Annotated in this window: 18 protein-coding genes; 15 read left to right on the top strand and 3 right to left on the bottom strand. The window is 64.8% G+C overall.

Features of this window, described 5'->3' with window-relative positions:
• Positions 1-20 precede the first annotated feature (20 nt).
• Genes coxB through BLW05_RS24940 form a run of 4 tightly spaced genes read left to right on the top strand, consistent with a single transcriptional unit; the run spans position 21 to position 4,990 of the window.
• Positions 21-743, top strand: a complete 723-nt coding sequence (coxB, locus tag BLW05_RS24925; RefSeq protein WP_256330481.1) for a cytochrome c oxidase subunit II — start codon at positions 21-23, stop codon at positions 741-743.
• Positions 740-3,277, top strand: coding sequence for a cytochrome c oxidase subunit I (gene ctaD, locus BLW05_RS24930; RefSeq protein ID WP_093166246.1), 2,538 nt, complete (start codon positions 740-742; stop codon positions 3,275-3,277). The genes coxB and ctaD overlap by 4 nt, the downstream gene beginning before the upstream one ends.
• Positions 3,278-3,333: 56 nt before the next feature.
• Positions 3,334-3,672: a hypothetical protein gene (locus tag BLW05_RS24935; RefSeq protein ID WP_093166247.1), complete on the top strand. Its 339-nt coding sequence runs from the start codon at positions 3,334-3,336 to the stop codon at positions 3,670-3,672.
• Positions 3,673-3,679: 7 nt separating this feature from the next.
• Entirely contained in the window at positions 3,680-4,990 is a 1,311-nt protein-coding gene (locus BLW05_RS24940; RefSeq protein WP_093166248.1) for a ferredoxin reductase family protein, read from the top strand.
• A gap of 129 nt (positions 4,991-5,119) precedes the next feature.
• Here BLW05_RS24940 and BLW05_RS24945 read toward each other — a convergent pair whose 3' ends face one another.
• On the bottom strand, positions 5,120-5,932 hold the full coding sequence (locus tag BLW05_RS24945; protein ID WP_093166249.1) for a TetR/AcrR family transcriptional regulator: 813 nt from the start codon (positions 5,930-5,932) through the stop codon (positions 5,120-5,122).
• Between the two features lie 159 nt (positions 5,933-6,091).
• Here BLW05_RS24945 and BLW05_RS24950 point away from each other — a divergent pair, with 159 nt between their 5' ends.
• The 7 genes from BLW05_RS24950 to BLW05_RS24980 all read left to right on the top strand — a co-directional run bounded on the left by BLW05_RS24950 (position 6,092) and on the right by BLW05_RS24980 (position 13,645).
• Positions 6,092-6,931, top strand: coding sequence for a fumarylacetoacetate hydrolase family protein (locus BLW05_RS24950; RefSeq protein WP_093166250.1), 840 nt, complete (start codon positions 6,092-6,094; stop codon positions 6,929-6,931).
• Between the two features lie 90 nt (positions 6,932-7,021).
• Positions 7,022-7,969, top strand: a complete 948-nt coding sequence (locus tag BLW05_RS24955) for a VOC family protein (RefSeq protein WP_093166251.1) — start codon at positions 7,022-7,024, stop codon at positions 7,967-7,969.
• A gap of 38 nt (positions 7,970-8,007) precedes the next feature.
• The gene (locus BLW05_RS24960) at positions 8,008-9,657 is read left to right on the top strand and encodes a bifunctional 3-(3-hydroxy-phenyl)propionate/3-hydroxycinnamic acid hydroxylase MhpA (RefSeq protein ID WP_093166252.1); all 1,650 of its coding nucleotides are present in this window, start codon (positions 8,008-8,010) and stop codon (positions 9,655-9,657) included.
• A 35-nt stretch (positions 9,658-9,692) separates the two neighbouring features.
• Complete coding sequence (locus BLW05_RS24965) at positions 9,693-10,943, top strand: MFS transporter (RefSeq protein ID WP_093166253.1); 1,251 nt, start codon at positions 9,693-9,695, stop codon at positions 10,941-10,943.
• 78 nt (positions 10,944-11,021) lie between these two features.
• On the top strand, positions 11,022-11,981 hold the full coding sequence (locus tag BLW05_RS24970; protein WP_093166297.1) for an MBL fold metallo-hydrolase: 960 nt from the start codon (positions 11,022-11,024) through the stop codon (positions 11,979-11,981).
• 45 nt (positions 11,982-12,026) lie between these two features.
• Positions 12,027-12,467 (top strand): cupin domain-containing protein, encoded by a 441-nt coding sequence (locus BLW05_RS24975; RefSeq protein ID WP_371126968.1) that lies wholly within the window; start codon positions 12,027-12,029, stop codon positions 12,465-12,467.
• Entirely contained in the window at positions 12,443-13,645 is a 1,203-nt protein-coding gene (locus BLW05_RS24980; RefSeq protein WP_256330482.1) for an amidohydrolase family protein, read from the top strand. Before BLW05_RS24975 ends, BLW05_RS24980 begins: the two co-directional genes overlap by 25 nt.
• A gap of 358 nt (positions 13,646-14,003) precedes the next feature.
• Here the strand turns inward: BLW05_RS24980 and BLW05_RS24985 are convergent, their stop codons facing one another.
• Entirely contained in the window at positions 14,004-14,753 is a 750-nt protein-coding gene (locus BLW05_RS24985) for a GntR family transcriptional regulator (protein WP_093166255.1), read from the bottom strand.
• Between the two features lie 135 nt (positions 14,754-14,888).
• Between BLW05_RS24985 and pcaB the strand changes: the two genes are divergently transcribed.
• The 4 genes from pcaB to BLW05_RS25005 are packed head-to-tail and all read left to right on the top strand — an operon-like array spanning position 14,889 to position 19,594.
• Positions 14,889-16,244: a 3-carboxy-cis,cis-muconate cycloisomerase gene (gene pcaB / locus BLW05_RS24990; RefSeq protein WP_371126971.1), complete on the top strand. Its 1,356-nt coding sequence runs from the start codon at positions 14,889-14,891 to the stop codon at positions 16,242-16,244.
• Between the two features lie 18 nt (positions 16,245-16,262).
• On the top strand, positions 16,263-17,666 hold the full coding sequence (locus BLW05_RS24995; protein ID WP_093166257.1) for a cation:dicarboxylate symporter family transporter: 1,404 nt from the start codon (positions 16,263-16,265) through the stop codon (positions 17,664-17,666).
• The gene (locus BLW05_RS25000) at positions 17,566-18,162 is read left to right on the top strand and encodes a tripartite tricarboxylate transporter substrate-binding protein (protein ID WP_256330483.1); all 597 of its coding nucleotides are present in this window, start codon (positions 17,566-17,568) and stop codon (positions 18,160-18,162) included. Before BLW05_RS24995 ends, BLW05_RS25000 begins: the two co-directional genes overlap by 101 nt.
• Position 18,163: 1 nt before the next feature.
• The gene (locus BLW05_RS25005) at positions 18,164-19,594 is read left to right on the top strand and encodes a class II fumarate hydratase (RefSeq protein ID WP_093166258.1); all 1,431 of its coding nucleotides are present in this window, start codon (positions 18,164-18,166) and stop codon (positions 19,592-19,594) included.
• Between the two features lie 95 nt (positions 19,595-19,689).
• Here the strand turns inward: BLW05_RS25005 and BLW05_RS25010 are convergent, their stop codons facing one another.
• A complete protein-coding gene (locus BLW05_RS25010; protein ID WP_093166259.1) occupies positions 19,690-20,595 on the bottom strand; it encodes a LysR family transcriptional regulator in 906 nt (301 codons plus the stop codon).
• Positions 20,596-20,720: the final 125 nt, after the last annotated feature.

Below are 20,720 nucleotides of genomic sequence, written 5' to 3' on the forward strand. Positions count from 1 at the left end.
GTTCTTCTCCTTTGAAGCGCATGCCGTTGTCGATCGGCGGCCATCCTAGCCTCATGCGCGCTGCGCTCCAAGCCGGATCGTTGGTGGCCTTGTCGGGCTGCAGCGGCCCGCTGTCGACGCTCGATCCTTCGGGCCCCGCGGCCGCGTCGATCGCCACCATGTGGTGGGTGATGCTGATCGGCTCGGCGGTGCTCTTCCTGCTGGTCGTGGGCATCTTCATCCAGGTCGTACGGCGTCCGGGCTGGGGCTCCAGCGTGTCGCCGACCCGCTGGGTCGTGCTGGGCGGCCTGGTGCTGCCCGCGATCGTGCTGCTGCCGCTGCTGGCCTACGGGCTGGTCACCGGCGAGCGCCTCCTGCCCCTGCCCGGCAGCGCGCCGCCGCAGCGGGTCGAAGCGATCGCGGCGCAGTGGACCTGGACGTTCCGCTACCCCGACCACGGCGGCGTCGAGACGCGCAACATGCTCCTGCTGCCCGCGGGCACGCCGGTCGACATGGTGGTGACGAGCAAGGACGTGATCCACGCCTTCTGGGTGCCGCGCTTCGCCGGCAAGGTCGATGCGGTGCCAGGCAGGGTCAACCGCCTGCGCATCCAGGCCGACCAGCCGGGGCGCTTCGAAGGCACCTGCGACGAGTTCTGCGGACTCGGCCATGCGGGCATGCGTTTCGGCGTGATCGTGTACGGGCAGGGCGAATTCTCAGCTGCACTCGAACAGGCACGCGCGGCACCGGAGGCAAGGAAATGAGCGGACCCGTCGATCCCCAGCCGGAAGGCGCGAAGGCGCTGCGGCTGCACCGGGAGCTGACCCGGATCTGGGCGACCGGCCCGGGCTGGCAGCGGCTGGCCTCGGTCAATCACTCGGTCATCGGCATGCGGATGTTCATCACGTCCTTCACGTTCTTCCTGATCGCGGGCGTGCTCGGCATGCTGACCCGCGTGCAGCTCGCAACGCCCCACTCGGGCTTTCTCGATCCGGCGACCTACAACCAGGTCTTCACCATCCACGGGTCGATGATGCTGTTCTTCTTCGCCATCCCGATGGTGGAGAGCTTCGCCGTCTACCTCACGCCGAAGATCCTCGGCACGCGCGACTTCGCTTTCCCGCGCCTCACGGCCTACGGCTACTGGTGCTATCTGTTCGGCGCGTCGATCGTCACCGCCTCGCTGATCCTCGGCATCGCGCCGGACGGCGGCTGGTTCATGTACACGCCGCTGAGCTCCAACGTCTACACGCCGGGCCTCAACGCGGACATCTGGCTGCTGGGCATCACCTTCGTCGAGATCTCGGCGCTCTCGCTCGCGATGGAGATCGTGGTCTCGGTGCTCAAGATGCGCGCGCCGGGCATGTCGCTCGACCGCATGCCGATCTTCGGCTGGTACATCCTCGTCACCGCGATGATGATGATCGTCGCCTTCCCGCCGCTGATCCTCGGCTCGATCCTGCTGGAGATCGAGCGCGCCTTCGGCCTGCCCTTCTTCGATCCGACGCGCGGCGGCGACTCGCTCTTGTGGCAGCACCTGTTCTGGCTCTTCGGCCACCCGGACGTCTACATCATCTTCCTGCCGATGGCCGCGGTGCTGTCGACCATCATTCCGGTCTTCGCCAAGCGCGAGCTGGTGGGCTACCGCATCATCGTGGTCGCGATCATCGCGCTGGCCTTCCTGAGCTTCGGCATCTGGGTGCACCACATGTTCACGGTGGGCATTCCGCATCTCGCGCTCGCGTTCTTCTCGGCCGGCTCGGCGATCGTCGCGGTGCCGACCGCGGTGCAGGTCTTCGCATGGCTCGCGACGCTGTCGCACGGCAAGCCGCGCTGGGACGTGCCGATGCTCTACATCTTCGGGTTCTTCTTCGTGTTCGCGATGGGCGGGCTGACCGGCGTGATGCTCGCGATGGTGCCGTTCGACTGGCAGGCACACGACACCTACTTCGTGGTCGCACACATGCACTACGTGGTGGCCGGCGCGCTCGCGTTCCCGATGATGGCCGCGCTCTACTACTGGCTGCCGCTGCTCACCGGACGCACCGCGGTGCACCAGCTCTCGGTGCCGGCGTTCTGGCTGATCTTCATCGGCTTCAACATGACCTTCTTCATGATGCACCTCACCGGCCTGCTCGGCATGCCGCGGCGCATCTACACCTACCAGGGGGACGAGGGCTGGAACTGGCTCAACCTGCTGTCGTCGGTCGGCGGCTTCGTGATGACCATCGGCTTCGGGCTGCTGGTGATCGATCTCTTCGTGCAGCTACGCCACGGCCGCCGCGTGCGGCGCGACCCGTGGCGGGCGCAGACCTTCGAGTGGGCGATGCCGATTCCGCCGGCGCCCTATGCCTTCGCATCGATCCCGCACGTGGGGCCGGAGACGGAGGGCGTACCCAAGAGCGAACTCGCCGTCACGCTCGCGCGCGGTGAAGGCTACCTCGGGTTCACGCGCAACGGCTGGCAGGAAGCCCTCGGCGTGCACGCGACCAGCGGCAAGCCCGAGCAGCTGATCGTGCTGCCGAACCCGACCTATCTGCCGCTCGTCACCGCGATCGTCACCGCCGGGGTGGTGCTGGGCTTCCTGTTCAAGGCCTACTGGGTGTCGGCGGCGCTCGCGCTGGTCACGCTGGGCCTGTTCGTCTACGGCGCGCGTCATGCGGGCCTGCCGCGCGACTACGGTCCGCTGCCGGTGGGCCGCGGGGTCGAGGTGCCGCCGCACACCGAATCGGCGAGTGCGCCCTCGTGGCTGTCGCTGATCTGCGCGCTGGTGGCCAACGGCACGCTCTTCACTTCGCTGGTGTTCGGCACCTTCTACCTCTGGCTGGCAGGCGCCGACTGGCAGAAGATGACGCCGCCCGAACCCAGCAGGATGCTCGCCTTCGGCGCGATCGCCTGCCTGGTGGTGGCCGTGGCGACGGCGCGCGGCTCGCTCGGGATCGTGCAGCGCGGCGGCAAGCCCTGGGGCTGGATGGGCCTGACAGCGATCGCGCTGCTGGCGGTCATTTCGCAGGTGGTGCAACTCATCATGGGCGTGACGCCCGATCCCAGCAAGCACGCGTTGGGTTCGACGGCCTGCGTGCTGCTCGGCTACGTGGTCCTGCATGCGGGCGTGGGCCTGCTGTTCCTCATCAGCAACGCCCAGCGCATCGGCAGCGGGCATGTGTCGCAGCGCCGCTTCAACGACCTGCGGCTGACACGGCTGTGGCTCGACTACACATTGGTCACCGGCATCATCGCGCTCGGGCTGGTGCTGTCGCTGCCCGCGCTGGTGACCGTCCTGGGAGTGAGGCCATGAGCCGCCGGGCCGCTCCCAAGGCGAATACCGAAGCGCCGCTGCGTAGAGGTTCCCCAATGAACGCAGTCCTGGTGCCACCCGGCCGCGTCTGGTGGCTTGCCGCGGCCTTCGTCGTGTGGTGCGTGGCGCTGGTGATTCTCTATGCGCTGCACGCCATCGGCTGCGCCTTCGGCTGGTCGGCCGGCGCGCTGCGCTGGAGCCTCGTGCTGGTGTTCATCGCGCACCTGCTCGTGATCGGCTGGATGTGGCACAAGTTCGCGCGCGGACGGCCCGACCCCGCCACCGGCACGACCGGCCGCTTCCTGCACGAAGCCATCCTCTGGACCGTCATCACGGCATTCGCGAGCGCGGTGCTCGCGCTCGGTCCGTCGCTGCTCCTCACGACCTGCATCTGAGGCGCCCATGCGAAGCAAGACCGTCTGGGCCGTCATCTATCTGCTGTTCATCCTCGCGCCGCTGCTGGCGATGCTCACAGGCGCAATGCCGCCCGCCCGCGGCTTCTGGACCGAGTTCTCGGTCGCGCTGGGCTACAGCGGGCTCGCGATGATGGGACTGCAGTTCGGCCTCACCGCGCGCTTCCGGCACGTCACCGAGCCGTGGGGCGAGGACGTCATCTACCACTTCCACCGGCGCATCTCGCTGATCGCGGTGGCGCTGGTGGTGGTGCATCCGGCCATCCTCATCGCTGCGGGATCGGACAAGCTGGCGATGCCCGATTCACTCGCCGACGTGCCGATGGGCGCCATCTTCGCGGTGCTGTCGCTGGGCTCGGTGGTGCTTCTGGTGATCATGGCGCTGTGGCGCGTCCGGCTGAAAATCAGCTACGAGCTATGGCACATCAGCCACATCGTGCTCGCGGTGGCCGCGGTCGGCGGTGGGCTGCTGCACATGGTCGGCTGGGGCTTCTACCTCGCGGACCCGTGGAAGCGCACCTTGTGGATCTGCATGACGATCTTCTGGATCGCCCTGCTCTTCTACGTGCGCGTGTTCAAGCCGTTCTTCATGCTGCGCCGGCCGTATCGCGTGACCGAGGTGCGCCCAGAACGCGGCGACACCACGACGCTGGTAATGCACCCCGACGGCCATGCGGGCTTCCGCTTCAGGCCGGGCCAGTTCGGCTGGCTCACGCTGTGGGGCAGTCCCTTCAAGATCACCGGCCATCCGTTCTCGTTCTCGTCGAGCGCCGAGGCGAGCGACGGCCGCGTCGAGATGACGATCCGCAACCTCGGCGACTTCACGCAGGGCATCCCGAAGGTGCCGGTGGGCCGGCGCGTCTACCTCGACGGGCCCTATGGCGCATTCACCATCGGCAACCCGGCCGACATGCATGTGCTGATCGCGGGCGGCATCGGCATCACGCCGATGATGAGCATGATCCGCACCCTCGCCGATCGCGATGACCGGCGCCCGCTGATCCTGCTCTACGGCGGCAAGGATCTCGAATCGATGACCTTTCGCGAAGAACTGGATGCGCTTTCGCGCCGCATCGACCTCACGGTGGTGTACGTTCTTTCGAAACCACCCGCGGGATGGACCGGCGAGACCGGCTACATCGGCGCCGACGTGTTCAAGCGCCACCTGCCGCCACACTACGCCGATCACGAGTACTTCATCTGCGGGCCGGACGTGATGATGGATGCGATCGAAGTGGCGCTCGGCGAGATGAAGGTGCCGATCGGGAAGTACCACTCGGAGCGGTACAGCTTTGTCTAGATGTAGGAACCCTTTGAAGTTTTCAGTCGATCATCCGAAACTTCAGTAAAACTTCAGCGGCGAGCCGGGCGTCTGCGTTGAAAGGTGGCCGCCCTCTTCCACTCGACGTGGTGGGCCCACCGGCGACTCTCAGGTTTTTGCCGCCAGCTTCCGCATGGGGCGAGAGCCGACATTGGCTTCAGAACGCTCAGTCTGGTGATGGGGGACAGGCTCGGCCGCGAGCTGTCGTTTAGCGCTTGATCCCGATCTCTTCGGACTGGCTTTCAGACCGGAAAAGATCGGGCCTTCCACCGCCCCTGGAATCTCGAGCGGCATGAAGGCAATCCGGTCTGCTTCCGCGGGCGTAAGACCAAAGCCGACCAGAACACTTTGCAGAATAAGTTCGGGATGGTTCGCGCGCGTGGGCTCGGTCAGCATCGTCTCGATGCCATAGAAGATCGCGCCGAGCACGATGTCACGTGCCACGCGCACGCTTTCGACCGTCAAGCGGTTCTTGCTCTTGGCAAGTTCGAGATCTCGCGTGAGATAGATGTCGATCAGTTGCCCACGCGTCGCGATGCGCGTTCCAACCTGCGTAATGAAGCTGCCCCACACTGGGTACCGCAGTGCCATCTGCATGTAGAGCCGGGTGCCCGCCGCAAAGCGCTCCACCGGATCGTCGAGGTGAAGCACAAGGGGATCGACGATCTGGAGCACCTCGTCGCTCATGGCGGTTGCGAGTGCCAGCAGCAGTTCGTTCGTGGTCTTGAAATGGTTGTAGAAGGTGCCGCGCGACACGCCTGCCGCAGCGATGAAGTCGTCGATGACGGCCACATCCGGTCCCTTTTCAGTGAACACCGACAAGGCACTTTCCAGTAGGCGCAGACGGGTTTTCTCGCGCCGCTGCGCACCGACCCTGACGCGGTGATCTTCAACCTTCGATTCGCTCTTGAGCTCTGTCATCGGTGTCGAGCGTACACGAGACATATGCCTTGAGCGCGCGTCGCCAGTACCTAGGGAAATCCCTGTCATTTTGCCTTCTTTGTCATATTGACGATAACGTCAGCACGGATAGAGTTCGTTCTAGACAAACAGTCTAAATCAACACGGAAGGCAATCACCATGAAGCTGCTACGCCATGGCCCCGTCGGGGCCGAAAAACCTGGAGCGCTGGACTCGGACGGACAAGCGCGCGACCTCTCCCTTCTCGTTCCTGACTTCACGCCCGACTGGATGGCGCCCGCGAAGCTCGAAGCACTGAAGGCCATCAACCTGAGCCGCATGCCGCTGGTGCCCGCAGGCACCCGGCTCGGCGCCCCGGTAGCCGGTACCCGGCAATTTGTCGCGATCGGGCTCAACTACCGCAAGCACGCGGCTGAATCCGGACTCGAGATTCCCAAGGAGCCGGTGGTCTTCACCAAGGCGTTGACCTCGCTGGCCGGCCCAAATGACGACGTGGAGTTGCCAGAAGGTTCGGAAGCGGGTGACTGGGAGATCGAACTCGGGTTCGTGATCGGCACGCAGGCGAAGAAGGTCTCGGTCGCCGACGCTCTTTCGTATGTGGCCGGTTATTGCCTGGCGAACGACGTTTCCGAGCGCGACTGGCAGATCAAGCGCAACGGCCAATGGGGCAAGGGCAAGAGCTTCGACGGTTTCGGCCCGATCGGCCCATGGCTCGTGACCAGCGACGAACTGCCGGACCCGCAGAAGATCCCGCTCGAACTGGCAGTCAACGGCGAGACCCGGCAGCGCAGCAACACGGCCGACATGATCTTCCCGGTCGCCGAGATCGTCTCGTACCTCAGCCAATTCATGACCCTTCTGCCGGGCGACGTGGTGATCACCGGCACGCCGGAAGGCGTCGGCCTCGGTGTCAAGCCGAATCCTGTGTTCCTGCGGCGCGGCGACGTCATGACGCTCAGTGCCGGCCCACTCGGCACCCAGCGCCAGCAAGTGGTCTGACCCACCCGGGTCGGTCGAATCCCAACGAGAGACAAGGCCGTGCTCCGCACGGTCCCGGGCGGAGCTTTGCCCGATGACATGGAGATAACGATGACACTGAACCAAGGCAAGCGCGAACCGCTGCTGGCTGTGCACTCAGTCGACGAATTCGTCCTCAGCGTGCCGGACCTCGAGGAGGCGCGGCACTTCTACTCAAGCTTTGGCTTGGACGTGCGAGAGGAAGGCGAAGCGCTCGCGCTCCATACCTTCGGCCATCGGCATCGCTGGGCCCGCATCGTCCGGGGCCCGACCAAGCGCTTGCTTTGGCTCAGCCTCGGCGTCTATGCAGATGATCTTCCCCGATTCGAGCGGCGCCTTGCGGAGCATGGGATCGAACGCATCGCACCGCCCTCGAACGCAGGCACAGAAGGCATTTGGATTCAGGGGCCGGATGGGCTTCCGGTGCAACTGCGCATCGCTGCCAAAAGCTCGCCCTCGCAGCCCTCCCCGAGGGAAATTCCTCCGGAGAGCGCGAACGTCGGTCGCTCCCCGAGCCGCAGCAAGGCGCAACTGACGCGCCCCCTCTATCTCTCGCACATCCTGTTGTTCAGCGCCGACGTGGATCGTGCCCGCAGGTTCTACGAGGACGTGCTCGGCCTGCGCCTTTCGGACCAATCAGGCTCCGTGATCGCCTTCCTGCACAGCCCCCACGGCAGCGACCACCACCTCATCGCGCTGGCGAAGTCCGAGGGCATTGGGTTGCACCACAGCAGCTGGTGCGTGCCGTCGATCGATGCCGTCGGCATCGGCACGCAGCAGATGGCACAAGCCGGCTATCCGCAAGGCTGGGGCATTGGGCGGCACGTGCTGGGCTCCAACTACTTCCGCTACGTGCGAGACCCGTGGGGCAGCTACGCCGAGTACTCCTACGACATCGACTTCGTTGCGCCCGACCACGCGTGGCCTTCGGCGGACCACCCGGGTGAGGACTCCCTCTATGTCTGGGGACCGGAGCTGCCCGAGGACTTCATCTTCAACCACGAACTCGCGAACCGCTGATCAACCAATCCAGCGTCCGCACGAACCAGGAACACATCATGACCGCACAGATCCCCCTCTACGACGTTGTCCAGATCGGCTACGGCCCGGTCAGCGAAATCATGGCCCTTGCGTTGGCGCGCCAGGGGCGCAGCGTGGCCGTGTTCGAACGCTGGAAAGTCCGCTTCGCACTGCCTCGCGCGGTGTGCATCGACCACGAGTTGTACCGCGTGCTGTCCGCGCTGGGCATGAGCACGGACCTCCCGGCGGTCAGCCACGAGGGGCCGATGTATCGCTGGTTCAATGCCGACTGGAAGGAACTCCTGGCCATCGATTGGGAGTCGGAATCGATCTCCGGCGGACCGGAGGTCAACTTCGTGCACCAGCCGACGCTGGAGAAGATGTTCGAGGACGTCGTGCACGCCTGCCCGAACGTCGAGCTCAACCTCGGCTGGGAGGCCATCGAAGCGACCCAGACGCCGGACTACGTCGAGCTGGTGGTACGCGACTTCGAGACCGACGAACGCCGCACCGTGCGCGCCAAGTACCTGATCGGCGCCGATGGCGCGAACAGCCTGGTGCGGCAGGCGATCGGGTCCACGCAGGAGGACCGCGGGTTCGAGGCCGACTGGCTCGTGATCGACGTGCTCCCCAACGAAGGCGTGACGCTCGACATTCCGCCTGCAGCGCAATGGTGCAACCCCGCGCGCCCGACGACCATCGTGCCCGCCGGCGTCAAGGACGGCCGCTACTTCCGGCGCTGGGAATTCATGCGCCTGCCGCATGAGACGCGCGAGGAACTCGAGCACGAGCACGTCGCGTGGGATCTGCTTGCACCGTGGGTCAAGCCGGACCAGGCCACCATCGTGCGGCACAAGGTGTACACCTTCCGCTCGCTGCTCGCCAACACCTGGCGCAAAGGCCGGATGCTGATCGCCGGCGACGCGGCGCACGTGATGCCGCCTTTCATGGGTCAGGGCATGTGTGCCGGATTGCGCGACGACTGGAACCTGGCGTGGAAGCTGAACCTGGTCCTCGACGGCAAAGCCGATGACCGCCTGCTCGACACCTACCAGCCCGAGCGTCGCCCCCATGTGAGCGATGTCATCGACCTGTCGATGTACCTCGGCAAGATCATTTGTATCCCCGACGCCGCCAAGGCCGCGGAGCGCGACCGGGCTTTCTTCAGCGGCGAGGCGCCGCCGCCGCCAGCCTTCCCGAGCCTGACGGACGGCATCCTTCGCCGAGGCGCCGACGGCGCGGTGCAGGCGCCTGCCGGATTGCTCAGCCCGCACGGCAGGGTACTAGCTGGTGCTCGCGAAGGGCGCTTCGACGAGGTGGCTGGATTGGGCTTCCTGCTGGTATCGCGCAGCAACGCAGCCGAGGCGGCGCTCGGCGAAAAGCAGCGTGCCTTTCTCGACAAGCTGGGCGCGAAGCGCGTGCAGGTCGCAGCACGCGGTACGCCGGCGAGGGTTGGGGTGCTGGTCGACCTCGACGACAAATTCATCCCGTACATGACGCAGCACGGCATCGACACCATGCTCGTGCGGCCGGACTTCTACCTGTACGGCGCCGTCGACAACGCCCATGAAGTCAACACACTGGTCGACGACCTCGCCGCGGACTTGCAGCGCCACGGCGTGCGGCTGGATGGCGCACCCGCGCGGTCGACAACGCAAGCCGACGAGCCGCTTGCCATTCACGCCTGACACGACGGCCATACAAAGACCGAAGGAGACAAGCCATGAACACACACATCGCCGCGCAACCCCTGAGCCGCCCTGCCACGCGCAGGAACTCGGGATACGAATGGAAGACCGTCACCCTGTTGTGCCTCGGGTTCGGTCTGGTCGGCATCGACCGCTTCATGATCCTGCCGCTGTTTCCGGTGATCTCGAAGGAACTGAACCTCGACTATCAGGACCTCGGCCAGATCACCGGCGTGCTCGCCATTGCCTGGGGCGTGGCCGCGCTCTTCATGGGCAACCTCTCCGATCGTCTCGGTCATCGCAAGGTGATCATTCCTGCGATCGTCGTCTTCTCGCTGCTGGCCGGGCTCAGCGGGCTCGCTACCGGTGTCGGGAGTTTGATGATCATCCGAGCGCTGATGGGTGTGGCCGAAGGCGCCTACACGCCGGCGAGCATCGTCGCCACCATCGACGCTTCCAAGCCGAGCCGCCAGGGGATGAACGTGGGGATTCAGCAGGCGGCCTTGCCACTGTTTGGCCTGGGCATCGCGCCGATCCTGGTCACGCAACTGCTGAAGGTCGTGGAGTGGCACTGGATCTTCGCCATGGTTTCCATCCCGGGCCTCGTGGTTGCGTACCTGCTGTACCGCGGGCTTCGCGATCCCGATCCGAAGTCGGCCGCAGCGCACACCGCGACCCACGATGCGGCGACTCACCCGTGGAGCGACGTCTTCAAGTACCGCAACATCCCGCTCAACATGATCGGCATGCTGTGCTGGCTCACGAACCTCGTGGTGCTCAGCGCCTTGCTGCCCAGCTACCTGATCGACTACCTGCACCTGACGCTCGAACAGATGGGCTATGTGCTTTCAGCCATCGGCTTCGGCGGCACTCTAGGTACGCTCGTGATGCCGGCGTTGTCCGACCGACTCGGCCGGAAGCCCGTGATGATCATCTCGGTCATCGGTGCCGGCATCGGCCTGTACTTCCTGATGCATGCCGGACCCGAGCCATTCGCACTTTTCGCGAGCCTGGCGGCGACGCTCTTCTTCATCTTCAGCATGATCTGCCTGACCGTGGGGCCGATCAGCGCCGAATCGGTACCGGCCACGCTCATGTCGACCGCCTCGGGCATCGTGATTGGCACCGGTGAGATCTTTGGTGGCGGCATAGCACCTGTGATCGCCGGCTATGTGGCGCACCACTACGGCATCCAGTACATCATGCATCTTGCCGCGATAGCGCTCGTGGTCGGATTGGTGGTTGCACTGCTGCTCAAAGAGACAGCGCCTGCTCGGCGTCGCTGAACTCCTTCTCCACCTTCCCGTACAAGCAAAATGAAACTTCCTCGGTTCATGTCCGCATCGCTGCGTCGCGGCGTTTGCATGGCGATCGTCGCCGCATCCGTCTCTGGTCTTGCCTCGCACTCACTGGCCGCGCCTCTCAACGTCACCATCCTCGGCAGCGGCAGCCCGGTGCCCAGCAATGTCCGCTTCAGCCAGTCGACACTGGTTGAGGCTGGCAATGACAAGTTCCTGTTCGATCTCGGTCGTGGCGTGACCGTGCGTCTGGGCCAGCTCGGTGTTCCGTTCAAAGACATCACGGCGAGCTTCATCACGCACTTCCATTCCGATCACCTGGTTGGCCTGCCGGACCTTTGGCTCACGGGCTGGCTGCCGACGCCTTTCGCATCACGGAAGCAGCCGATGGCTGTGTACGGCCCAAAGGGCACCGTCGCCATGACGAAGAATCTGACCGCTGCCTTTGCGGAAGACATTCGCATTCGCCTGGCGGACGAGAAGCTGCCGCCTGCGGGCATCGCGTTCGATGCGCACGACATCGCAGCGGGGGTTGTCTATGAGCGCAATGGCGTGCGCATCACCGCGTTTCCGACCCATCACGGTGACCTCATCGAGCCGAACTTCGGCTACACGATCGAATACCAAGGCAAGAAGGTCGTGATCTCCAGCGACACCACCTATGACGAGCGTATTGCTCGACGGGCGCAGGGTGCGGATCTGCTGCTTCACGAGGTCGCGGACATCGACCCCCAACTGCTCAAGGACTATCCACGCTTCAAGGAGATCACCGCCCATCACACGTCGCCAGAAGAAGCAGGCCGCATCTTCGCGATGGCCAAGCCAAAGGTGGCGGCCTTCACGCACATCATCGTGCTCAAGGCGAATCAGGGGCTGGATGTTCCTGCCACCGAGGTCGTATCGCGTACACGCAGCACCTATGACGGACCACTCGCGCTCGGAGAGGACCTGATGCGTTTCGAGATCGGCGACACGGTCGAGGTCTTCAATGCACGCAAGGAGCGCATAGACGTCAATGCGCCTTGAGCCCCACGGCTCGCCGCTGCTCGTCCCCCTCTGCACATCGCAAGCATGAACATGACCGAACTTTCCACACGCTTTTCTCACGTCAAGCCTACCGACACATCCTTCGTCTCCGGAGGGCTGCGCGACTTCTTCACGTATCGCGACCTGGGCGTCGCTCAAGCGACCGGAGGGCGCGTCGTAGCGCACTTGGTGCGCGCCAATGAAGAGCCAGAGAAGGGCACCGGCTGGCACGTTCACGAAGCACAGTTCCACATCGTGTACATGTTGAAGGGTTGGGCACGCTTCATGTACGAGGATCGCAACACGCTGGTGGAAGCGGGGGACTGCGTTCATCAGGCCCCGGGGATCCGCCACTTCCTGTTCGACTATTCCCCTGATATGGAATACCTGGAGGTCGTCGGACCTGCCGATTTCGGGAGTACCGAGGCCACCGGACCCTGCGCCGTGCCAGCCCCGACACCATGGACATCGTCGGTGAAGCCATGACGCATGAGTCGAAGAACCTGTCGCGACGTACAGCGCTTGGCAGGATCGCGTCTTCCGCGGCGCTAGGTATGGGTAGTGCAGCGGGCTGCGGCGCTTCCGTCGCAGGCAGCGAGTTGAGCCCATCCGATCCCACGCCGATGGCTGTCGATGCCGCCGCCCGCGTTCGCACAACCCCAACAGGAAGCCGCTGTAGCTGCGGGCTCATTGACGCGCATTCGCACTACCTGCCACCGACGTATGCGCAGGCTCTGGCTGACGAAGGGCTGGTGACGCTTGACGGAGGCTTTCCCGTGCCGCAGTGGTCCGAAGAAAAGGCACTCGCGCACATGGATCGGCACGACATCGAGGCGTCGATGTTGTCGGTCTCCTCCCCGACGGTTGGATTCCTGAAGGATCCGCTGGCGCGTCGGCGGCTGGCGCGCGAGGTCAACGAGTTCGCGGCCGCCTTGGTGAAAAACAAACCCAATCGGTTTGGCGGCTTCGCAACCTTGCCGCTGCCGGACGTTCAGGCCTCGCTGGATGAAATCGGATACGCACTGGAGGTGCTCCGTCTTGACGGTATCGTCATGGAAACGAATGTGCATGGGGTTTACCTGGGCGATGCGCGGCTGGATCCGATCTTTGCGGACCTCAACCGGCGGCGCGCCACCGTGTTCCTGCATCCGACATCGCCCCCATGCCTGGAAAGTGTGGGCCTCGGAAGGCCTGCGCCCATCCTTGAATTCCCGATGGACACTGCGCGCACCGTCACCGACCTGATCTTTGCCGGCACCCTCACCCGCTACCCGGACGTCCGCATGATCATTCCGCACGCGGGCGGCGCGCTGACCGCGGTGGCCGAGCGAATCGCAGCGTTCTCGTCACTGCCGTTCCTGAACCAGCGGCCGGCCGGCGGTGCAGCGGAGGTGAGCCGCGTGCTCGCGTCGCTCTACTACGACCTGGCTGGATCGGCGAGCGACGCTGCAATTGAGCGGCTGCGGCGGCTGACATCGATGACCCACATCCTGTTCGGCAGCGATTTCCCGTTCACCCCCGCGGCAGGCATCGAAGCCAATGTCGAGAGCTTTCGCACGCTCACCGGCTTGACGAAGTCCGAGCACGAGGCCATCGCGAAGGGAAATGCGTTCCAGCTTTTCCCTCGACTCGCTTCCGTCCGCGGAACTGAGCGTCGAAGCTGATCACCCGGAGGATCGCTGGCATCGAACCGAAGTGTCGGCTTTGATTGGTTTGATTTCCAACCGCCGCCGCCTCGATCCCTCGATCGTCTTCTGGGGCTGATCAACTCCAGCCGTCGCAAGGACCGTCATAGGTTCGCTGCTGCGCGATGGCGCGCGTATTTGGGCCGCTTGGTGGGTGCGACCACCCGTTGAAAGTCGGCGCACGACCGACCGCTGCTGGCCGACTTGAAAACTACGAACCGAGTTGCCCGAGGGGCTGCTGGCAATCTCGAGTACCTAGCATGAGATGGGCCGACCCCCTGCCCTCTTGTGACCGCCTTCGCGCGCGCACTCTTCTCAGATAGGGGTCGAACCACCTTCACCTACGCAATCGCATCGAAACCGAAAACCGGTCCGCAGGATGCACCGACACCGAAACTTCGAAGAGCTCGCCCTCGGCGTCGAAATAGCGACGCACGATCTTCAGCGCCGACGCGCCGGACTGCACTTGCAGCCTGCTCGCCAACACCTCGTCGGTGATGGTGAACGCGCGGACTTCCTGCTGGATCTCCGCGATCTGCCGGTCGTAGCGCTCCTCGATCAATGAGCTGATCAAGGCGCCGGGCGACGCCTTCACCAACTCCTCGATCTCGGCGTAGGCGGGATCGATGTACACGTCGGTCCAGCCGATCGGCATCGCATCCTCGCCCTCGACCATGCGCAGCGTGGAGATCCGCAGCCAGGATGTGCCGTCGCCGCAGCCCAGCTCCTTCGCGAGATCGCCGTGGATCGTCTCGGTGGCGACCGACTGCACCACGCGCAGATGCTCCTCGCCGAACTGGACCAGATCGTCCACCGACGCCAGCGACGGCCGGAACGCGGCCCTCGGCTTCGCGGAAACGACGCGCGTGCCGACGTTCTTGCGCCGCGACACCAGCCCGAATTGCTGAAGCTCCGCCAGCGCGGCGCGCACCGTGTAGCGGCTCGCGCCGTAGTGCTTGCACAGCTCCAGTTCGGTCGGCAGCAGGTCGCCCACCGCGAAGTGACCCGAGGTGATCGCCTCGGTCAGATGCCGGGCGATGTTCGATGCATTGGCCTTGTGAGGCGCCTGTTCAAGGACGGAGTTCATGACTTAAGGGTAAACCCCAAATTGGAGTTATGTTCGAACATATTAAAGTCCAATATGTTCGAACATATTAGCACCACCTCACCGCTCAACCTCCCCCGACTTACAGAGGCATCCATGTCGACCCCTTCGCAATTCATGGCCAGTACCGTTGTTGATTCCATTCTGTTTCGCGATGCCTTCGGCACACAGAAGATGCGAACGCTATTTTCCGATGTGGCGTTGGTCCAGCGCTACATCGATGTCGAAGTCGCGCTGGCGAAGGCCGAGGCGAAGGTCGGCGTGATCCCCGCCGATGCAGCCGAGGTGATCGCACGCGAATCGAAGATCGAGCGCATCGACTTCGACCATATGCGCCACGAGACGGACATCGTCGGCTACCCCATCCTTCCGCTGGTGCATCAGCTCGTCGGAATGTGCGGCGACGCCGGCCGCTACGTGCACTGGGGCGCGACCACGCAGGACATCATGGACACGGCGGTTGCCCTGCAGGTGCGCGACGCCCTCGACAGCATCGACGGCGACATCCGCGAATTGCGCGGCATCCTCGCCTCGCTGGCGCGCAAGCACCGCGATACGCCGATGGCCGGCCGCACCCATCTGCAGCAGGCGCTGCCGGTGACCTTCGGCTACAAGGTGGCGATCTGGCTCGCGATGTTCGACCGGCACCAGCAGCGCCTTGCCGAATTGCGCCCGCGCGTTGCGGTGGTCGAATTCGCCGGCGCGGCCGGAACGCTCGCATCTCTCGGCGACAAGGGCCTCGACGTGCAGAAGGCGCTGGCCGCCGAACTCAAGCTGGGCGTGCCGGCCACGACCTGGCATGTTGCGCGCGACGGCTTTGCCGAAGCGGTGAATCTCCTGGCACTGGTCACCGGCTCACTCGGCAAGATCGCGCTGGACATCATGATCATGGCGTCGACCGAATTCGCGGAGGTCTACGAGCCCTTCGTCAAGGGGCGCGGCGCATCGAGCACGATGCCGCAGAAGCGCAACCCCATCTCCAGCGAGCTGATGCTGGCGGCCTCGAAGGCGGTGCGTCAGCACGCCGGGCTGATGGTCGACGCGATGGTGCAGGACTTCGAGCGCGCCACCGGTCCGTGGCACGCCGAGTGGATCGCGATCCCCGAAAGCTTCATCCTCACCGCGGGCGCACTGCATCAGGCGAAGTTCGCGCTCGGCGGCCTGATCGTGGACGAGGCCCGCATGGCCCACAACCTGGGCATCACCAAGGGCCTGATCGTGGCCGAGGCCGTGATGATGGGCATGGCCCCGCACATCGGCCGGCAGCAGGCGCACGACGTGGTCTACGACGCCTGCCGCGCCGTCAACGAAAAGGGCGGCACGCTGGCCGAGGCGCTCGCTGCGCTGCCTGAAGTCACGAAGCATTTCGACCGCGTGACCATCGACCGGCTGACCGATCCGGCCAACTACCTCGGCCTCGCGCCGCGGATGGTGGACCGCGCGCTGGCGCTGTCCGCCGAGATCAACGCCTGAGGACGGGGAGGAGACAACATGACAACCGCATCCACCGTCGCGCCGGCAGCGGCCAAGAAGCTGCCCTGGTATCGCAAGCTCGGCATGCAGGTGCTGGTCTCGCTGATCCTGGGCATCCTGGTCGGCTTCGCGTTTCCCAGGTTCGCATCGCAGCTCAAGCTGCTTGGCGACATGTTCCTGTCGCTCATCAAGGCGGGCGTCGCGCCGCTGGTGTTCCTCACCATCGTGCACGGCATCGCCTCGGCGGGCGACGTGAAGAGCGCGGGCCGCGTGGGCTGGCGGTCGATCGTCTACTTCGAGGTCATCTCCACGGTTGCCCTGATGGTCGGGCTGCTCGCGGGCAACCTGCTGGGCATCGGCAAAGGCATGACCACGGTCGCGAGCGGCGCTGCCGCGCCGACGGCCAAGGCCGCGGCACCCCAGGGCTTCCTGGAGTTCATGGCGCACATCGTTCCCGACAACTTCGTCGGCGCCTTCGCCAAGGGCGAGTTGCTGCAGGTGGTGGTGCTGGCCGTCATGGTGGGCATCGGCATCCTCGCGATTCCGGAGGGCCGCCGCGAGAAGATCAACGGCGGGCTCGATTACATCTCCGAAGTGCTGTTCTCCTTCATCAACCTGGTGATGAAGCTCGCGCCCATCGGCACCTTCGGCGCGGTCGCGTACTCGGTCGGCAGCAACGGCAGCGCGGTGCTCATTGCGCTGGCGCAGCTGGTGCTGAGCTTCTACGCGGTCATCGCGATCTTCATCGCGGTGGTGCTCGGGGTGATCGCGAAGCTCGCCGGCTTCAGCCTCTGGCGCTTCCTGCGCTACATCAAGGACGAGATCCTGATCGTGCTCGGCACCGCGTCATCCGAAAGCGCGCTGCCGCGCCTTCTGATCAAGCTGGAGCGCCTGGGCTGCGCCAAGCAGACGGTGGGCCTCGTGCTGCCAACGGGCTACGCCTTCAACCTCGACGGCACCTCGATCTTCATGGCGATGGGCGTGATGTTCATCTCGCATGCGTATGGCGTTCCGCTCTCGATCGATCACCAGGTCGGCATCCTGCTGCTGATGCTGCTGACCTCCAAGGGCGCAGCCACGGTGTCGGGCGGCTCGTTCGTGGTCTTCGCGGCCACGGTGACGTCGACGGGGATTCTTCCTGTCGAGGGCCTCGCGGTGATCTTCGGCGTCTACCGCTTCCTGTCGATGGCGATCGCGACCTGCAACACCATCGGCAACAGCGTCGCGGTCGTGGTGGTCGCCAAGTGGTCGGGCACCTTCGATCCCAAAGTGGCCGAGCGGCACCTGTACCCCGAACGCTACCCGGACATCGCTGCCGCGGATGCGCAACTCGACGACGGCAACCTGCTGCCGGAAGACACGAAAGACACCAACCCGCATCCCGCCGGCATCGACCTGCGTGTGCCGGCTCCCGCCCGCTGAACTGCCCCGCCCCACTTCCCAAGGAATTCATCATGAAGTCGAACTGGAAACTTGGCGCACTTGCTCTCGCCTTCGGGGGCCGGCGCTGGTCGATGTGATCGGCGGGCAGGTCGATGGCATCTTCGACCAGACCAACACCGCGCTGCCACAGATCAAGGAGGCGAAGGTGCGCGCACTGGCGGTGACGTCGAAGGTCCGCCTGCCGCAACTCAAGGATGTGCCGACGCTCTCCGAGACGGTGCTGCCGAACTTCGAGGCCTCGACCTGGTACGGCGTCTATGCACCCAAGGGCACGCCGCAGCCGGTGCTCGACAAGGTGCTGGCGGCTTATCAAAAGGTCATGACCGACAAGGCCTTCACCGACAAGATGGCCGAGCAGGCCATCCAGTTGCTGCCCGCCGAGCAATACACCGGCGCGGCGCTGGGCAAGCACACCGAAAACGAAGTCGCCCGCTGGAAGACGGTTGCGGCCAGGACCAATATCTCCCTGGATTGACATGGACGCAGTTCGAATCGAGCACGACGCCTTTGGCCCGGTCGAGATTCCCGCCGACCGCTACTGGGGCGCCCAGACGCAGCGCGCGCTCGGCGTGTTCGACGTCGGCGAGGAGCGCTTTCCGGCCTGCCTGATCCGCGCCTTCGGCCTGCAGAAGATGGCGGCGGCCCGTGCCAACCAGCGGTGCGAAGCATTGACGACGATGCTGGCGGAACCCATCGTCGCGGCGGCCGGCGAGATGCGCGACGGCCGCTTCGATGCGCACTTCCCGCTCACGATCTGGCAGACCGGCTCGGGCACCCAGACCAACATGAACGCGAACGAGGTGATCGCGAACCGGGCGAACGAGCTGCTCGGGCAGTCGCTGGGCACCAAGACGCCGGTGCATCCCAACGATCATGTCAATGCCTCGCAATCGTCCAACGACAGCTTCCCGACCGTCATGCATCTGGTCACGGTGCTCGAACTGGAAGAGCGGCTGAAACCCTCGCTCGCGCTGCTGCAGCGCAGCCTGCGGGATCGCGCCGAGGCCTTCGCAGATGTTCTGAAGATCGCCCGCACGCACCTGATGGACGCAGTGCCCATGACGATGGGCCAGAGCTTCGACACCTTCGCGCGCCAGGTCGCGCATGGGATCGACCGCATCGACGCCACCATGCCGCGCCTGTTGTCGCTGCCGCAAGGTGGAACCGCGGCCGGCACGGGCCTGAATGCGCCGCCGGATTTCGATGCGTTCTTCTGCGAGGAGATCGGCGCGCTCACGGGGTTCGGCTTTTCGCCCAATCCGTCGAAGTTCGAAGGCATGGCGGCGCACGACGCGCTGGTCGAAGTGTCGGGTGCGCTGAATGTGCTCGCCACTTCGCTGCTCAAGATCGCCAACGACCTGCGCTGGCTCGGGTCCGGGCCGCGTTGCGGCCTTGGCGAACTGAAGATCCCGGACGACGGCCTCACCAGCTCGATCGTGCCGGGCAAGAAGAACCCGACGATCGCGGAAGTGATGGCACAGGCCTGCATGCAGGTCGTGGGCAATCACGCGACGATCACGCTGGCCAATGCGTCGGGCAATTTCGAACTGAACGTCGCCAAGCCGGTGCTGATCGCCAACCTGCTTCAATCGATCCGCGTCATCGCGGATGCGTCGAGGGTGATGGCGAGCAAGCTGGTCCAGGGCATCGAAGTCGACGGCGATCGACTTGCGAGCCATGTCGAGAACGCCTTGCTGGCCGTCACTGCGTTGAACCCGCACCTCGGCTATGACCGCGTGGCGAAGATCACAGCCGTGGCGCTTGAGAAGGGCATCACACCGCGCGCGGCGGCCTTGTCCCTCGGGCTCGTGGACGAAGCGACTTACGACCGGATCGTGGATGCGGCAAGGATGGCCCGCCAGCAGGGACTCAGGGCAGCAGCGGCGGCATGCAGCCTCTCGCTCTGATAGACGGCGCGCTCCAGCAGGTCGCGCGACCACAGGAGCGCATCGTCGTGCAAGTCCGCAACGAAGAGTCGTTGATGGAATGCGTGTAGCGGTCCTCAGCCTCGCACGCCCCATGCTGCACCGGCAAGAGACTTCGCGAGGTAGTCGATGAAGAGCCTGACCTTCGGCACGACGAACTTTCGGGTCGGATAGACCGCGAAGATCCCGAGCTCGATCGAACGGAAGCCGGGCAGCAATTCCACGAGAGTACCTGCCGCAAGGTGCTCTTCGACAAGGAAAGTCGGCTGCAGGATGACGCCCGCACCGTTCAGCGCCGCGACGATGCAGGTGTCGCCGTTGTTCGAGCGAAGCCTCGGCACGACCTTCACGGTGACGGCGCCGTCCGGCCCTTCGAAACTCCACTGGTCACCCATCGCGAGCAGCGTGTAGGCGATCACGTCGTGCGCCCTGAGATCCGAAGGCTTCAGCGGCGTGCCTCGCCGCTTGAGGTAGTGGGGCGAGGCGCACAGGACCAGGCGGGTGGTCGCGATTTCCCGCGAGATGAGCGACGAGTCGGGCAACCGCGCAATGCGGATGGCGAGATCGAAGCCCTCGTCCACGAGGTCGACCACCCGATCGGAGAGATTGACGTCCAGCGAGACCTGCGGATGTGCGGCCATGAAGCCCACCCAGAGCCGCGCCAGGTGCTTGACGCCGAAGCTCAATGGAACGCTGACCTTGAGCAGGCCGCTCGCACTGCCCGCCCTTGTGGAGACCTCCGCCTCCGACTCCTCGATGCTGGAGAGGATCTCGCGGCAGCGCGAATGGAAGACCTCACCCTCCCCCGTGAGTGACAGCCTGCGCGTCGTGCGGTGCAAGAGCCTCACACCCAGGCGTTGCTCCAGGTCCGCCACATAGCGGGAAACGGCGGCCTTCGAGATGGACAGTGCGCCAGCGGCCGAGACGAAGCTGCCCGCTTCCACGACGGCGCTGAACACCCGCATCTCCTGAAATTTGTCCATTGATCCAGATTTCTGAACTATTTATCCCCGAATGACCAGTTTATCTCCACGTGGCGAGTCAATAAAGTTGCTTCATGCTCCCGCCGGGCTCGCTGGCGGAGTCGTGATCCACCGAAGGAGATTCG

This window comes from Variovorax sp. YR216 (assembly GCF_900107745.1).
Taxonomy (GTDB): domain Bacteria; phylum Pseudomonadota; class Gammaproteobacteria; order Burkholderiales; family Burkholderiaceae_C; genus Variovorax.

Coding starts and splice junctions, on each gene's coding strand:
- coxB (WP_256330481.1), top strand. CDS start 21: ATGCCGTTGTCGATCGGCGGCCATCCTAGCCTCATGCGCGCTGCGCTC.
- ctaD (WP_093166246.1), top strand. CDS start 740: ATGAGCGGACCCGTCGATCCCCAGCCGGAAGGCGCGAAGGCGCTGCGG.
- BLW05_RS24935 (WP_093166247.1), top strand. CDS start 3,334: ATGAACGCAGTCCTGGTGCCACCCGGCCGCGTCTGGTGGCTTGCCGCG.
- BLW05_RS24940 (WP_093166248.1), top strand. CDS start 3,680: ATGCGAAGCAAGACCGTCTGGGCCGTCATCTATCTGCTGTTCATCCTC.
- BLW05_RS24945 (WP_093166249.1), bottom strand. CDS start 5,932: ATGACAGAGCTCAAGAGCGAATCGAAGGTTGAAGATCACCGCGTCAGG.
- BLW05_RS24950 (WP_093166250.1), top strand. CDS start 6,092: ATGAAGCTGCTACGCCATGGCCCCGTCGGGGCCGAAAAACCTGGAGCG.
- BLW05_RS24955 (WP_093166251.1), top strand. CDS start 7,022: ATGACACTGAACCAAGGCAAGCGCGAACCGCTGCTGGCTGTGCACTCA.
- BLW05_RS24960 (WP_093166252.1), top strand. CDS start 8,008: ATGACCGCACAGATCCCCCTCTACGACGTTGTCCAGATCGGCTACGGC.
- BLW05_RS24965 (WP_093166253.1), top strand. CDS start 9,693: ATGAACACACACATCGCCGCGCAACCCCTGAGCCGCCCTGCCACGCGC.
- BLW05_RS24970 (WP_093166297.1), top strand. CDS start 11,022: ATGGCGATCGTCGCCGCATCCGTCTCTGGTCTTGCCTCGCACTCACTG.
- BLW05_RS24975 (WP_371126968.1), top strand. CDS start 12,027: ATGAACATGACCGAACTTTCCACACGCTTTTCTCACGTCAAGCCTACC.
- BLW05_RS24980 (WP_256330482.1), top strand. CDS start 12,443: ATGGACATCGTCGGTGAAGCCATGACGCATGAGTCGAAGAACCTGTCG.
- BLW05_RS24985 (WP_093166255.1), bottom strand. CDS start 14,753: ATGAACTCCGTCCTTGAACAGGCGCCTCACAAGGCCAATGCATCGAAC.
- pcaB (WP_371126971.1), top strand. CDS start 14,889: ATGGCCAGTACCGTTGTTGATTCCATTCTGTTTCGCGATGCCTTCGGC.
- BLW05_RS24995 (WP_093166257.1), top strand. CDS start 16,263: ATGACAACCGCATCCACCGTCGCGCCGGCAGCGGCCAAGAAGCTGCCC.
- BLW05_RS25000 (WP_256330483.1), top strand. CDS start 17,566: ATGCGCAACTCGACGACGGCAACCTGCTGCCGGAAGACACGAAAGACA.
- BLW05_RS25005 (WP_093166258.1), top strand. CDS start 18,164: ATGGACGCAGTTCGAATCGAGCACGACGCCTTTGGCCCGGTCGAGATT.
- BLW05_RS25010 (WP_093166259.1), bottom strand. CDS start 20,595: ATGGACAAATTTCAGGAGATGCGGGTGTTCAGCGCCGTCGTGGAAGCG.